Source organism: Psychrobacter sp. CX21 (assembly GCF_057396255.1).
In genome coordinates this window covers 241,911-257,280 of sequence record NZ_JBXYJG010000002.1, presented here as the reverse complement: position 1 = coordinate 257,280, position 15,370 = coordinate 241,911, and the positions used below count along the sequence as shown (strand labels likewise).

General features: G+C 39.4%; 10 protein-coding genes. 2 read left to right on the top strand and 8 right to left on the bottom strand.

The genetic code is table 11. The annotated features are described in order from the left end of the window. Nucleotides 1-13 precede the first annotated feature (13 nt). Complete coding sequence (locus AC2SLP_RS02315; RefSeq protein WP_486535008.1) at nt 14-667, top strand: AAA family ATPase; 654 nt, start codon at nt 14-16, stop codon at nt 665-667. A gap of 185 nt (nt 668-852) precedes the next feature. On the opposite strand, the gene AC2SLP_RS02310 is transcribed toward AC2SLP_RS02315, so the two are convergent. Continuing rightward, nucleotides 853-2,046, bottom strand: coding sequence for a hypothetical protein (locus AC2SLP_RS02310; protein ID WP_486535007.1), 1,194 nt, complete (start codon nt 2,044-2,046; stop codon nt 853-855). Between the two features lie 360 nt (nt 2,047-2,406). On the opposite strand from AC2SLP_RS02310, the gene yiaA reads away from it, so the two are divergent. Continuing rightward, nucleotides 2,407-2,964, top strand: a complete 558-nt coding sequence (yiaA, locus tag AC2SLP_RS02305) for an inner membrane protein YiaA (protein WP_486535006.1) — start codon at nt 2,407-2,409, stop codon at nt 2,962-2,964. 149 nt (nt 2,965-3,113) lie between these two features. On the opposite strand, the gene AC2SLP_RS02300 is transcribed toward yiaA, so the two are convergent. The 7 genes from AC2SLP_RS02300 to sohB form a co-directional block, all read right to left on the bottom strand. After that, nucleotides 3,114-4,100, bottom strand: a complete 987-nt coding sequence (locus AC2SLP_RS02300) for an alpha-glutamyl/putrescinyl thymine pyrophosphorylase clade 3 protein (protein ID WP_486535005.1) — start codon at nt 4,098-4,100, stop codon at nt 3,114-3,116. A 110-nt stretch (nt 4,101-4,210) separates the two neighbouring features. Further along, complete coding sequence (locus AC2SLP_RS02295; protein ID WP_486535004.1) at nt 4,211-5,356, bottom strand: serine hydrolase domain-containing protein; 1,146 nt, start codon at nt 5,354-5,356, stop codon at nt 4,211-4,213. A gap of 396 nt (nt 5,357-5,752) precedes the next feature. Beyond that, complete coding sequence (gene hrpA, locus AC2SLP_RS02290; protein WP_486535051.1) at nt 5,753-9,970, bottom strand: ATP-dependent RNA helicase HrpA; 4,218 nt, start codon at nt 9,968-9,970, stop codon at nt 5,753-5,755. Between the two features lie 511 nt (nt 9,971-10,481). Further along, a complete protein-coding gene (locus AC2SLP_RS02285; protein ID WP_486535003.1) occupies nt 10,482-11,981 on the bottom strand; it encodes an aldehyde dehydrogenase family protein in 1,500 nt (499 codons plus the stop codon). Between the two features lie 322 nt (nt 11,982-12,303). Next, nucleotides 12,304-12,621, bottom strand: a complete 318-nt coding sequence (locus AC2SLP_RS02280; RefSeq protein ID WP_486535002.1) for a hypothetical protein — start codon at nt 12,619-12,621, stop codon at nt 12,304-12,306. Nucleotides 12,622-12,746: 125 nt separating this feature from the next. Then, nucleotides 12,747-13,793, bottom strand: a complete 1,047-nt coding sequence (locus AC2SLP_RS02275; RefSeq protein WP_486535001.1) for an alpha/beta fold hydrolase — start codon at nt 13,791-13,793, stop codon at nt 12,747-12,749. A 344-nt stretch (nt 13,794-14,137) separates the two neighbouring features. Further along, nucleotides 14,138-15,136 (bottom strand): protease SohB, encoded by a 999-nt coding sequence (gene sohB / locus AC2SLP_RS02270; protein WP_486535000.1) that lies wholly within the window; start codon nt 15,134-15,136, stop codon nt 14,138-14,140. Nucleotides 15,137-15,370 lie beyond the last annotated feature (234 nt).

The window sequence follows — 15,370 nt, the reverse complement described above, 5'->3', positions numbered from 1 at the left end:
TAATAAGTTTTTTATGTCAATCAATCCATATCCACAGCTTAATAAGACACGTTGCCAAACCAAACAGTGGGGGATTTTTAATGAGTCTAAATCACCAACTCCTTACGCATTGCCAGACGATTTACGCATATATGAAACTCCTGAACTGTTTAAAGTACTGGTTTTAGGCGCCGAAAGCACTGGTAAAACGACGTTATGTAAAGATCTAGCGGCTCATTTTGATACGCAGTGGGTGGGTGAATACATGCGTTCTTACTTGCAACACAAGTGGGATAACTCGCGTACATCTTGTGAATGGGAAGATTTACTGCCTATCGCCCGAGGTCAAGTTGCAAATGAAAATGCACTTTCCAAATTGGCCACTGACTATCTATTTTGTGACACCGCATTATTTGAGTTGATGGTATATTCTTATTGGTATTATGATAATTGCCCTTTGGCAATTGAAGCTGCCGCCTTAAACCATTCATACGACCTAATTTTGCTAACAGAAGTGGATGTGCCTTGGGTTGAGGATGATCTTCGTGATGCGCCACACCAAAGGGAGCAGATTAGTCAATTATTTGCCGATGCATTAACCTACCATAGCAAACCGTTTAGACGTATTGGCGGAACCCGACAAGAGCGCGTCGATAAGGTTGCATCTTGGTTAAAGCAGCTTAGTTAAGACAACTTATACAACGCAGCTTATTAAAACAAACCAATTAAGGGGATCTGGTTTAGATCAATTACTTATTTCAAACTGCTTAAGCTCAATCTCTTAAGTTCCAAGTTCCAAGTTCCATTCCTTAAATCATATTGGTTATAAAGCTTTGAAACTGTAATTTTTCTAATGAAGATTTTAAAGAGCCTTTAGTTTAGTTCAAAAAACTCACTTTCTAATAAGTGCTGTGCATCATGTTGTTTAGAACTTAATAAGCTGTTTAAGTCCTCAACTGATATCGTTGTTAAAAATTCTGACGTATCTTTTTGTTTTACAAACTCATCTAGATTATGCATACAGTCTTCTAAAATTTTTCCGAATTGTGTTATTCTATCAATTAGGCTCTCTTCTCTAATTTTAGATACGGGTTCAGGGTATGACTCCATGATAGCGCTACGCAAAAGCTGCGGTATAGCATGGCTCATGATCGTATCAAATACTTTTAATGGCTCTGTACTAACCATTGCATCATCAGCGCAAATCAAGGTTTGTTCTGCGATATGAACCAGCTGTCCTAACTCTATAATAATCTCATCGCCCAATATCTGTTTGTTATTGCTTAATTTAATTATATTTGGCGAAGTTTGAGTAGGCGTCTTTTCGCTCGTAGAACTCGATGCTATAAGCTCATCGCAATCTATAAGATAAGACTCACCTAGCGTATACATAATTTCTTCACTAGTAGTGTCCTTAATATCCATGTCTTCTATATCCATGTCCTCTATATCTAGATAAGTATTAAGGTCATTATATGTAGCATTTAATTGACTATTATTATGTGTGGAATCGTCTTGATAGAAAGAATCATAAACTGTTTTTAGATACGTGCTATTTATAAGGATATTGTTCGCTTTATTAGATTGACCCTCTTCTGCTAGACGACGCAAAAACGCAAACATCGAATCAAGCTGATTGTAGGTCACATCATGACTTGTTAACTGTTTGTGTTTATCAATAATTGTACGTTGAGCAAATTCAGAATCTAAATCGAGATAATCTTCTAGTATTTCAGGTAAACGTGTACCTATTAACTTATCGATAGTAAAACGCTGTTCATTTGAAAGCTCTTGCGTCGATAAATAACTATATTGTTCATGCAATTTAGCCAATAGCTGGCGGTAATCTATCGGCATTGTAGATAGATTATGATAATAAATAATTGTATCGCCTATTTTTATATCGGGTCGAGACTGGTGTAGCTCCCCTTGTGCCTTAGTTGCTATAAACTTTTGATGTTGATAACTTGAGCTGAGTTGCTCACGGCGCGACTTTTCTATAATAATAAATAAAATTGGTATGATAATTATCAAGCTGACAAGTAATACTAAATAGATGAAATCCATAGTTATTTGTTCTGTTAATGAGACATTTAGTCTGTATATAAAGGTCTGAAGAATTAAAGCGATACCCTAACGTATTGTAAGTTCTAAATATTATAATACCGCCTTAATAAAGTACACTTTTAATGATAATAAAAAAATAGTTCTAAAACTTTTATTGACCCGTATATAGCTTGTGTCTATACTCTAAAAATATTATGAAATGTAATTAATAAATTATCGTTTAAAATAATTATCGTTTAATATAATTATCTTTTTTTATTTAATAGCGCTATTAAAAGTATTTTGATTTTGATAGCTTTTAATAAACAGTACGGTTTTAAAAGTGACACAACAGCTCTCTCCCCATTATAAGGATATTCTATGCAGCAGCATCCTTTGAATACTCAAAGTCTGTCAAACTACCGTCCCACAACTGCCTATATAGGTGCAACTTGGGCAGTATTGGGTGTTGGTACAATTGCCTTTTTTGTTGGCTTATGGAATGCAGCAGGAATGGCGCTGAGCGAAAAAGGCTTTTACGGGGTAGTTTTGGCATTAGGATTGTATGCGTCTATAAGTCTTCAAAAGACTGTACGTGATAGAGCGGAAGGCATACCTACTTCGGTTATGTACTACTGGATCAGTTGGGCAGCTCTTGGGGCATCCATTGCATTGATGATAATCGGGTTATTAAATGCTGGTGGACTGTCGCTGAGCGAAAAAGGCTTTTATCTGATGTCATTTACCATGAGTATGTTCGCTGCCATTACTATCCAAAAAAATACTCGCGATGAAGCGCAAATTAAAGCCTTACAAGCTGGTAACACGGCCCCAACACTGTCACACAATATTCACGATGTGACTAAAGTCAAGACTAACGATGAGGGGGAGAAATCGTTATTCGGGACCATTAGATCCAAAGCTAAGTCCGAGTCTTAGGCTCCTATATTCATAAGAACCTATACTCTTAAGCTCCTCAAAACTAACTACTCTCAACATATTTTAGTAAAACATAGTGTCATAATAAAATGGTGTCACAATAAAATAGTGATCTATAAATAGCGCTATAAAAAACACTATGTACACTGTTAATCATATTTTATAAATCGCGTTGGCGACTTTTGCCAATGACATAGAGCAGCTTCAACAGACTGGAAGCTCATTTCTAAATGCTCAGCCAAACCAATAGCATGATAGTTAAGCCGTTCATTTCTAAGCATACCAAATAATAATTTAGCACCTCTTTTTGGACCACTAGCCTCACTAATATAACAACCATCTGGCTCAACCTCAGCCAATCTCATTTTGCTCATCAAGCATAAATATTCAAATGTTGACAACCTACCAAATCGATAAATGCGTTGTCTTATTAACGTGTACAGATAATTAAAATAAGCTTCTTTATCCAACTTTTGGTGATACGGTTTAAACAGCGCTTGATGCCCGCCCTGCTCTTCTATGAAATCAATATAGCTTTTAAATACTGTCGGCAAATGTTTTAACGATTCATAGGCACGATGATGGCCGAATTTGGGTTTATTCGGGCTTTGTGCTAAATTAACCGCTAAAGCTTCTAGTCGTGGATTGATAAGATGGTTATCATGGGTAATAAACTGCCAACTTAGCACTTTTGATGAGTGTGATTCCCTACTTTCTACTGCGTCTATGCCTACTTCAGTTTCTACGGTTTTATTTAACTGCTTGCTTTTTATATCAAATGTAGATTCCCTTTTGTAAAGCTGTCTAACAAAAGCCCAGTCAGATTCTGCATTATCATCGGTATAAATAATTAAGAAACTTAACCAACACGCCTCATCATGGTCTTTTTGATTTAGATAAACTACGGCTTTTATTGGATCAAAAAACTGTGAGTATGGATCGCAAACTTGTTGGTGTATCTGACCGTCGAAAAGAGCGTGTATGTCGGTTTCGTGTTTGATACTTTCTAACAACTGAAGTGCTAAGATTTCATACGAAATACTAGGTAAATTAATACTTAGGCTATTTTTAATCAAATAGGTTCTGATTTGCACCGCTATATTCATATAGGTATTATTTTGATAGTCGTCAATCATGTATATCGTTTTATCCGTGTTATAAATAAAAAAGTGAACCAAATCTCGTTAGTTCACTTATTAGTTGAAATTTTAGGGAAATAAAAAGATTTTTGGATATATTTTCTACATCACTGCACACTTTCATCTTTAGATAGTATATTTAGGTTATTTAGCTCTTTAACCACTTCACTAACATACAGTCCGAGATCAGGTTCTAAATGAAAGCCAGCAATAGGTTGATTCAACCCTTTTTGTTTGCCTAGACGAACAATAATTGTATTGGACTCTGGTAGTACCAATACTCTTTGACCTAAATGCCCAAGCATGGCATAAAAAGGAAAGGGACTGTCAAGATCAGTCCAAATAGAATGACCATATACCTTAGCTTCACCGTCATTAAAAGCCGCGTTATTTGGCGTTATCATCCAATGTACATGCTCATTAGATAGTAATTGTTTACCCTGCCATTCGCCACCTTGTAAAAGCAGCTGTCCAAATTTGGCAAAATCTAAAGCATTAGCATTTAAACAGCAGTACATTTTTTCAATTTCTGCAGAGCCATCAAGCGACCAGTAAGCGTTATCTTTCATGCCAAGCGGTTGCCAAAACTTCTCCTCTAAATAACTTGATGCAGTATATCCATGCGGTGCTAAAGCTCTCGTCAGCGCAATGCCTAGTAACTGAGTGTCGCCTGAAGAATAATCAAAGTGATTACCACACGGTTCAACAAAATCCCGGCTAGTCATCTGTTTGATCAGCTTATTGCCATAATAAGCTTTAGCCGTTGGGTTCACAGGTAAATAATAATCCTCAAGCCAATCAAAACCTGAGGTCATACCTGATAAATCTGCAAGCGTGCATTCCTTGGCATACTCATTGTCTGCATATTCGGGCAAAAACGTCGTTATAGGTTCATCGACACTGTTGATATAACCCTCTTCTACGGCTTTTAAATAAAGCATTGTAGTTACCGTTTTCGCCATCGAGAAACTATTGGTATGTGACTCGCCGCTATAGCCTTGCCAATAGTTTTCATACAATAACTGACCATCTTGTATAACGGCAAAGGCGATAGTTTGATCTGTATCTAAGGCGGTTTGGAGAGGGGGTGTTAATTCAAAGTCATCGGCATTAGGGTGAGAACCCCAAGGGATGTGTGTTGCAGGTTTGATCACTCTATTATCAAAATCGACATAATCATCAATGTTTGCGGTCTTTTCACCTTTAAGGTAGGTTAATTGAACACCGCGAAATATATAGCCATTCCCAGTCAAAATCAGACCTAAAGATATAATTATTAGCAACCCAAAAATCGGCAACAAAATCCATTTAAATAATATTCGTAAAACTACCATATAACTTTCCTTAGCTATAAATAGGGGCTGTATAGTCAGCGAACTTATAAAGAGTCACGGTGTTAACCTCGTTAAGCCTACCCTAGTAGTACTTGCACTCGGTTGCCTTGTGACTACTTTAAAGTTCTTTGACTATATTTATAGTCATACCACACTTAAAGTATAATCGCGTTAAACTTACTAAGCCTACGTTAGTAGTACTCGCGCACGTTCAACTTGTTCCGCTTTTAAGATTGATTGACTATATAATTCAACAATTATATCTTTAAACAATAAAAAGATGTTGGAATTTTATCCAGCATCATTTAATAGCTATTATTTAATTTTAAACTTCACCTTATCCCACAGTTTGTTTAATCGCTTTTGCGACACGGCTTGACGCGTCTTCATTGGCTGAGCAAACAGTTGAATACGGAACTCTTCAACCAGCCAGCGATAGTCACAGATAAGCTCATCATCAGCACGACCGGCTAAACGTTCCATATGCTCATCAAGCTCGTACACCGCATCTAAATCACCATCCAGATTATGCTCTAAGCGCTCAATGCGAATTTCTAACGCCTCAAGATAGCGTGGATATTGTTGCCAGTGCTCATAATCCATACGATACACAAAGTCTGATAAATGAAAATCATCGAGCTGATCTTCAATGTCATCAATTGACTCACCAAATACCTCACTGTCGAGCATCAGTAGGCTACGGCGAATGCGTTGCCAGCGCGTATAGACCTCTTTTAATAACTTTAGGACGGTTTGCCCTTGTAATAAAAACTGACCCAATACTGCCTCTTCGGTTTTGGCATAATCACTCTCATCTATAGGCAATTGAACAGCAAGCTTTTCAGCGACTTTATCAGCATTATCAGGGAGCGCTTCTTTATTACTTTTAAAACGAGGCGCATGAGATTCAAGCGTGGCATCTAAGGTGGCATCAACCACAATAGTTTTAAGCTTTTCCATGTCCCCTAAAGGTGCAAAAGCCAGTTTAAAAGTCTTGTCGATTTGACTGGTTAACTGTTTTTGTTTTGCACCCAGTTTTGACTTAATAAGAGTAAGAACGCCTTTGCGATGTGCCTTTAAAGCGGCGGTAACATCGGTAAATTGATAAATGGTCACCGCCTCACCTGCTTCATCAGCGACTAAGGCTGAAAACTCTTTCATCACAATACCTGCACTGTGACGATTTTTACTAAATTTAAAGTGCTCTGGGAAATGGGTATGAACGCCCTCACTGCCTTGACTTGAGCTAACCGCTTGACTGGTCTCGCTTGCGTGACGCTGCTGTAGCGCTTTTAAGTCTCGCCCCTTTTCAATCACCCGCTTATTGTCATCTACGACACAAATTTGTGGCTGGAGATAACGGTCAATTGATGAGGGATTAAAGTCCTCAGGTTTAACGCCCACAATTCCTCGACGCTGAAGCGCTTGGCACAGCTGATTCAGTAGCCCTTGTTGGTGATTGGCTTCTAACTCATCAAACAAGCTGTCTGCGGTATCAGGAATGGGAACGATTTTTCTACGGATATCTTTAGGTAAAGACTTGAGCAGTTGCAATACTAATTCATAACGCCAGCCTGGCACTCCCCACAACAGCTCAATAGCATCGAGTTGAGGCAAAGCAGCAAGCGGCACTCGAATAGTGACGCCATCATCTTGTGATGCAGGATCAAACACATATTTTAAGGGTAACTTTAGGTCACCCAGTTGCCATACTTCAGGAAACTCGCCAGTAGTGGGTGCTGTCTCTTTGAGTACATCATCATCAGTGAAGAACAAGAACTTTGGGTCTTGTTTTTCAACTTCTGCACGCCAGTCTTCAAACGCTTTTCGGCTTGCAATATGCTCAGGGATTTTACGCTCATAAAATTGATATAAGTCTTCTTCATCAACCAGTAAGTCACGACGACGCAGCTTATCCTCGATGCGCTCCACATCCGCAATCTTGTCCATGTTGTGTTGCAAAAATGGTGCTTGACGCCCCAAGTTACCCGTTACCAAGCCATCTCGGATAAAGATTTCACGAGATTCTTCAAGATTAATCTGTTCATAATTGGTCAGCTGCTTAGCCACCACAATCAGACCAAACAAACTGATTTGAGCATATGCCCGCACCCGTCCCGTCTTCTTCGACCAATGTGGCTCAAAGTAATGGTACTTGAGCAAATTACCGCCTGCCGAGATAATCCATTCAGGTTCAATTTTGGCGACTGTGCGCATAAATACTTGGGAGGTTTCTACTATTTCAAATGCCATTAACCAAGGTGGTGCTTGTTTAAATACAGTACTTGCAGGGAAAATCTTAGTTTTCTGTTGACGTGCTGCCAGATACTCACCGCGCTGGTCTGTTTTATGCGCAATAACTGATAACAAACCAGTTAATAGCGCACGGTGTAGATTGGCATATTTAACCGCTCGCTGCTCTTCATTGACTTCTTTTTTATCAGTCACAATTAAGTCAGTCGCGACATTTCTAGCCACTTTGGTTTGTTGCTGGTTATTGTTCCTAGATAGGTTGACTTTTGGTTTTGCACTGTTTCCTTTTTTACCGTGCTTATCATTAAGGGCTTGTGGTTTTTGCTTTTTATCAGTACCTGAGTCGGTTAAGAGCCTTAAATCTGAGACCATCTGCTCTAATTGACGATACGTTTTCTCCCACTCACGCAGACGCGGAAAACTTAAATAATGCTTTTTAGCAAATGATTTGCGCTGACTATTAGTTAGCTTATTGGTGCCGCCCTCATATAGCGCCTTCCATAAACTTAGATAAAACAGAAAGTCAGAGTCTTCTTGACGAAATATGGCATGCTTTTGGTCTGCTTGCGCACGTTTTTCTGCTGGGCGCTCACGTGGGTCTTGCACTGCTAATGCTGCTACAATAATCAACATCTCTAGCATACAATCAAAGTCACTACCTGCAACCAGCATGCGAGCCAGCCTTGGGTCAATGGGCATACGCGCCATCTTCTGACCTACTCGTGTCAGTGTCACCTCATTTAAGGTTTGCTTTGCAAGTGGCTTGGTGCTATTTGGGTTTTTGGGAGTAATGGCGCCAAGCTCATCGAGTAGCTTGCGACCATCTTTTACCAAGCGGCTATCAGGTGGCTCAATAAAGTCGAAGTTCTCCACTGTACCTAAGCGCAGGCTAGCCATTTGTAAAATAACGGATGCCAAGTTGGTTCTTAATATTTCAGGCTCGGTATAAGCAGGACGATTTTCAAAATCTTCTTCTGAGTACAAGCGAATACAAACACCTGGTGCAATACGCCCGCAGCGCCCCTTACGCTGATTGGCTGCCGCCTGACTTATCGCTTCAATTGGTAGACGCTGAACACGCGAACGGTATGAATAACGAGAAATACGGGCAAAGCCTAAATCTATAACATAGCGAATACCCGGTACGGTTAATGCAGTCTCAGCGACGTTGGTAGCGATAACAATACGGCGCCCTCGCCCAGAGGGTTTGAAAATACGTTGTTGCTCAGCGTACGACTGACGAGCAAACAACGGTAACACTTCAGTATGGCGCGGACCATGCGCTATTAGCACCTCTTGCATCTCACGGATTTCGGCTTCGGTCGCTGCAAATATCAAGATATCTGCATGCTCTGGATGACCTTTAGAGATCGCATCTTCAAAACACTCTTCAACTGCTGCGACCACTGCACGAGGTAGATTATCCTCAAAGTCATCAAAGCTGTCATCATCGGAGCTGGTAACGGGTTCATCGGTAAGTGCTCGGTAGCGTACTTCGACCGGATAACCCCGACCTTCCACATCAATAACAGGCGCGGGCACCATACGCTTTTTGGCTTTATCGTAGTGTGCAAAGTACTCGCTAAAGCGACCTGTATCAAGCGTTGCAGAGGTAATGATGACTTTCAAATCGAGACGCTTGGGCAATAGCTGTTTAAGATACCCCATAATAAAGTCAATATTTAAACTCCGTTCATGCGCCTCATCAATGATAATAGTGTCATAACGGGTTAAAAATCTATCGTGACCCAGCTCAGCAAGTAAAATACCGTCGGTCATTAACTTGACCACAGATTTAGCGGTGCCTTGCTCATTAAACCGAATCTTAAAGCTAACCGTATCACCTAGCTGCTCACCGAGCTCTTCAGCGACTCGGTTTGCCACACTTCGTGCCGCCAATCGCCTTGGCTGGGTATGACCTATTTGTCCAGTGATACCTCGCCCTGCCATCATGGCAAGCTTAGGAAGCTGGGTGGTCTTACCTGAGCCTGTCTCACCAGCAACAATAATGACCTGATTATCAATAATCGCTTGAACGATATCTTCGCTACGCTTACTCACAGGTAGCTCATGATTGAGCCGCTCAGCCATATTATCTGGAATACTGTCAATACGTTCTTGTACCACTTGTTGTGAGCGGTGTTTTATTTTTTCAAACTTAGCCTTTTTTTCTGCCAGTACCTTTTCAGGGGTATTGTTGTTAGGGCGAGCGAGCTCCCTTTGCAAGCGGCTCAGAAAATGTCGGTCTTTGGCTAGGACGGGGACTTCTGTAGAGGTCATCGTTTGATTTTTTGCTGTGCTCTCTAGCACCTTGTTTTGGGTGGGTATTTGTTTATTGTCTATTTGATTGTTTTGATTAGAATCTGGCATTTGCTTAGGCTATTATTTGCTATGTGTTGGTTTTTTATGGGGGTTTTGGAAGGTGGTTTCAAGATGGTTTTGTATTTAGGGTTTTACTCGTTGATACTTATTATAACTTAATTCATTGTACGATGGTTGCATTGGAGGTGCGGTTTAGCCCCGATTGCAGTGGATATACTGCATGACAGGACGAGTTGCAGGCGCTTGCTATGTGGTGGCGCGCGAAGCAGGCGACACCACATCGCTTAGCGACTGCCTCGTTATGGCATGCAGATAGCAGCGTAAAGCGGTGATAGCTACCTATTTTAAGGTTTATTAATTGCAACTGTGTATTCATTAAGCACTAAAAAGACCACCTTATGTGGTCTTTTGCGTTTAATTATAGTCTATTTAAATTTATAGTCCTTTTATATAAAGCCCCTAGAAGCCCCTAGAAGCCATAATCGCGAGGTTCGTTTTGGAAAGAAACCCAATGTGTTTTGGTAAACTCTTCTAGGATTTTGTCACTGTTAAAGCGTCCAATACCTGAGTTTTTGACACCGCCAAACGGTACCATGCTCTCATCATTAACTGGCATGTCATTAATATGAGTCATACCCGCTTGCATACGTTTGGCAAAATTCATACCTTTTTGCATATCATTGGTAAATACAGCACTTGATAAGCCAAATTGGGTGTCGTTTGCGAGGGTTAGCGCTTCTTGCTCATTTTGAGCTTTTACAATGGCGGCTAATGGACCAAAGATTTCATTACGGAACAAGTCCATCTCTGATGTCACCTCAGTAAATATATAAGGGTGTACAAGTTGACCCTCAATTTTACCTTCTAGCAGTAAATTAGCCCCTTCGCTTTTGGCGGTTTCGATTTTATCTTGTAGCGACTCCAGCTGGTTTTTGTTAATAATAGGTCCAATAAAGGTATCTTCATCATTGGGATCACCTACTTTCAGGTTGGTCACCATATCTTTGAATTTTTCTACAAAGCTGTCGTAAATGTCTGCTTCAACAATAATACGGTTAATTGCCATACAAATCTGACCTTGATGCAGGAACTTACCAAATACCGCTGCTTTTACAGCCTGATCGATATCAGCATCTTTTAATACAACAAAGGGGTTGTTGCCACCTAGCTCTAATGCCACATCTTTAATATAGTCACCGCTAAAGGCAAGCTCGCCAATGTGTTTGCCGACAGGGGTAGAACCTGTAAAGGACACTAGGCTTGGGGTGTCATGGGTGACAATAGCATCGCCAATTTCACTGCCTGCACCAACGACAACGTTTAATACCCCTTTTGGCAATCCTGCTTCTTCAAACAGCTTAGCAAGTAGCAATGCACCTGTCACTGGTGTATCACTGGCAGGCTTTAATACCACGGCATTACCAAGGGCAAGTGCTGACGCTAGCGAACGCTGAGTTAAATGTAGCGGAAAGTTCCAAGGACTAATTAAAGCGATTACTCCGATAGGGTCGCGAAACACAAAGTTTTGTTTGCCAGGGGTGTTACAAGGTCTAATTTCACCATGCACGCGGTTAGGATAGGTTGCTGCTTCTACTGTAACAGTACGAGCAATCTTAAGCTCAATCTCTGCTTTAATACGAGTACTGCCAGATTCTTTGATAAGCCAATCGGCAATTTCATCATGGCGCTGGTCTAAGATTTCAATAAATTTATACATTATAGCGGTGCGCTCAGCAGGCAGTGTTTTCGCCCATTCTTTTTGTGCGTCACTCGCTGCTTGAAAGGCCTCATCAAGCTGCTCTTCGGTTGCTTGAGTGATTTCAACTAAGGTATCACCCGTATAGGGGTTTGTGTTGATATTGGTACTGTCATCTTTACCTTTTACCCACTCGCCTGCGATGTATTGGTAGTTGAAGTCTGTATAGCGTTGTGGTGCCTGATCATTTGCTGTGTTTGTTGTATTAGACATATTATGATTACCTATAGTTAGTTATTATTAGAATGTTTTATAAAGTTTTTTAAGAGTGTTGTACTGATTATTAGTAGGCGATTTACTTTAAGGCGCTAAGCATTTGTTTTGAGATATGCGTTTATTTAGCTATATGCTAAATTTATTAAAGGCGCTTATAAACCTACATTTTATTAACTAGAGCTTTTAAGCTCAAAATTATGCTATCACAGGCTAAAATATATCTGCGTAAATTAATATGAGATATTGTTTATCTAACGTGACTTCAATATATTTAATACTAAGCAATAGTTAATAATAAGAATATGATACTTAGTACATTTTAGGCATTTTTAATATAGATCACTCGATGTCGACCTTGTGCGCTCTTTAAAAACTTTTGTAAATCCAGCAAGGCCAATCTAGGAAAAGGTAAATGTAAGGATAATAATAACTGTTCAAATAAATCCATTTCATTTAGCAAAGCTTTGCTAATATCAGGATTGATTTCAATGTGTTCATATAGGTTATCTATCAACCACGTCACTTTAGGGAACTTTGCGTTGTTATGAACTTGATATAATGTCGTTATCATATCATTCGTAATTCTGTATCGTTTTTTACGACCCAAACCGATTTTGTAGTACATATCTAGCGCCATAAACACCTCCATAAAAATTTAGATAATAAACTAATATATTAAACACTAATTCATGATAAAAACGTAATAAAGCTTAATCTCGTACTTATAAAATTAATTTAGCCTCTTTAAATAGATTATAACGACTATAAGGTTCCCTTCAGAAATTTCATCGCTACCGCAACGGTTGCTTGTGGATTTTCTTCCTGGGGCACATGACCTAAGTTATCAAAAATCTCTAACTGACTGTTGGGTATCGCTCTTTCAAATCTATACGCACTATCGATTGGGATAAGCTTGTCCTGCCCGCCCCAAATAATTAGCGTTGGATGTTTGATATCGGACAAATTACCTACTTGAGCGCTAGACAACCCTTCACGCATTCGTTTTAATAATGCGGCGCGGTTTCCTTGGCGTAATGCTAGCTCATAGTAGCGATTGACTAAAGCGCTAGTAACTTTAGACTTGTTAGCATAGACACTATACACGCTGTCTCGGATTAAACGCTTAGGAAGCACCTTAGTAATAATTGGTTCGAGCACGCGATATTGGGCCAATTTAAAGCCTATGGGTACGCTATGTGACTTGAACTTGAGACCTGAGGCGTCGATTAGTATTAACTTTGCAACTCGGTTGGGATGCTTTAATGCCATCAGCCATGCCACACCCCCACCCAGTGAGTTGCCCGCAACCGATACTTTATCAATACCTAGGTTATCCATAACCTCAATGACGGTGTCAACATAATTGTCCGAAGTATACCGCTTGTGCGCAGCAGTATAAGGCCCCGTTAATCCAAACCCTGGCATATCCAGACGTAGCACACAATATTCTGACTCAAGCGCTTTACTCCAGCCGTCCCATGTATGCAAGCTTGCAGACGTACCATGCAATAACAAAATGGTTTCTTGTAGTTTGTTATTTTGGCTTACCTTTATTACGTCATCAGTAGAATCGAAACATTTACCTGACATAACCACATGAACATTCGCATCACTAATAGGCACGAATTTACTGTCTGAAAACTCCCAATGACGCAATTGTTCAAGCGATAAATCAGGTCTCCATACTGCTTTTGCTATAACGGTGCCTAAGGTTATCGCTATACCTGTTGCAATTGTGGTTCTTTTAATAAAGGGTTGAGTTTTATTATTTTTAGTGACTTGGGTTTGTTTTTTAAGTTTAGTATTCATCTGCTAGCAACAATCCTTGTTTTATGCTTTTATTTATATGCTTTTCTAATATGATTTTTTTATAAAAACTATTCCGTTATCTATAGTCAAAGAACTTTAAAGTAGTCACAAGGCAACCGACTGCAAGTACTACTGGAGTAGGCTTATCGAGGTTAACACCGTGACTTTTTATAATTTAGACAACTATATTTGAGATTAGATAAAATCTTTTCTAAGCTTATCAAATTATAATTAGACCTTATTTCATAGTATGGCACACAAAAAAGCGACCATAAGGCCGCTTTAATTATAAAATTGACTGGTAAATAACAATCAACATTTAACATTTAACATCAACAGGTTGATTACTTTTTAAGCCGTTTATCTTGTTCAAGCTTAGTCATTATTTCAGGCAGCTTGTCACTAATAGCGTGTAAGACAGACTTGGTAGCCGCGCTGCTCAATCCAGTAACTGCTGAATGAGCCGCATTAGCTAAACCTAACTTTTCGACTAAGGTAGGTTTCTGACGTGACATTAACGCGAATACCTGATGTTCATCCATTTGCTCAAGTAAATAAGCATCAGAAGTTTTAAGATTATCTACTAAATTTAATTTAAGCGCATCTTCACCATACCAGTGATCGCCATTAGCTACTTTTTCTAAATTAAGCTGTGGACGGTATGTGGTCACGAAATGTTTAAACAGTTTGTGAGTTTGCTCTAATTCTTCTTTATACTTAGCACGGTCTTCATCGTCGTTTTCACCGAACATAGTGACCGTACGTTTGTACTCACCTGCGGTGAACATCTCATAATCAATATCGTGATTTTTTAACCATTTGTTAAAGTTTGGAATTTGAGACACCACGCCGATTGACCCTAGGACGGCAAATGGGGCGGCAATAATTCTATCCGCAACACAGGCCATCATATAGCCACCACTGGCGGCAATTTTGTCCACTGATACTGTTAACGTTAATCCCGCATCCTTAAGACGTACCAGTTGCGCAGCCGCAAGACCATAACTATGTACCATACCGCCGCCAGACTCTAAACGAACAACGACTTCATCGCCTTTTTTTGCAGTGCTAATAATAGCGCTAATCTCTTCACGTAAGTGTTTAACCGCTGACGCTTTTATATCGCCATCAAAATCTAAAACGAAAATACGCTTTGGCTTTTGCTTATTTTTGGTGATATTTTTTAATCTTTTTTTAGCTTCCTTGGTCAAAGATTTTTTGAAGTGCTTGACTGCATTTTTATCTTCAATAGCTTCAATCAGTTTAGAACGCTGCTCATTTTGTTTTTTATTAAGATGCACTATTTTAAGTTCTACTGGATTTTTTGTAGGGTGAAATAACATAATTTTTTAAATTTTCCTATCAATAATGTATAAAGGTTCTAGGCGAATAAAACATAATATATTCTAAGCTATCTATAGATATTGTTGCATAAACTGACAATTTCAAGCTCATTGCCTTTTTGGCTCAATATTTATAGCTTACTAAGACCGAATGGCTTCAGTAATTAGACCATAAATAAATATGCACCAATTTAATAGCCACTACATATATATCTACAAATAACTTAAATAAAG

Excerpts from the sequence above, each read along its gene's own strand:
- AC2SLP_RS02310 (WP_486535007.1), bottom strand. The coding sequence starts at position 2,046 with ATGGATTTCATCTATTTAGTATTACTTGTCAGCTTGATAATTATCATA.
- sohB (WP_486535000.1), bottom strand. The coding sequence starts at position 15,136 with ATGTTATTTCACCCTACAAAAAATCCAGTAGAACTTAAAATAGTGCAT.
- AC2SLP_RS02280 (WP_486535002.1), bottom strand. The coding sequence starts at position 12,621 with ATGGCGCTAGATATGTACTACAAAATCGGTTTGGGTCGTAAAAAACGA.
- AC2SLP_RS02285 (WP_486535003.1), bottom strand. The coding sequence starts at position 11,981 with ATGTCTAATACAACAAACACAGCAAATGATCAGGCACCACAACGCTAT.
- yiaA (WP_486535006.1), top strand. The coding sequence starts at position 2,407 with ATGCAGCAGCATCCTTTGAATACTCAAAGTCTGTCAAACTACCGTCCC.
- AC2SLP_RS02315 (WP_486535008.1), top strand. The coding sequence starts at position 14 with ATGTCAATCAATCCATATCCACAGCTTAATAAGACACGTTGCCAAACC.
- hrpA (WP_486535051.1), bottom strand. The coding sequence starts at position 9,970 with ATGACCTCTACAGAAGTCCCCGTCCTAGCCAAAGACCGACATTTTCTG.
- AC2SLP_RS02300 (WP_486535005.1), bottom strand. The coding sequence starts at position 4,100 with ATGATTGACGACTATCAAAATAATACCTATATGAATATAGCGGTGCAA.
- AC2SLP_RS02275 (WP_486535001.1), bottom strand. The coding sequence starts at position 13,793 with ATGAATACTAAACTTAAAAAACAAACCCAAGTCACTAAAAATAATAAA.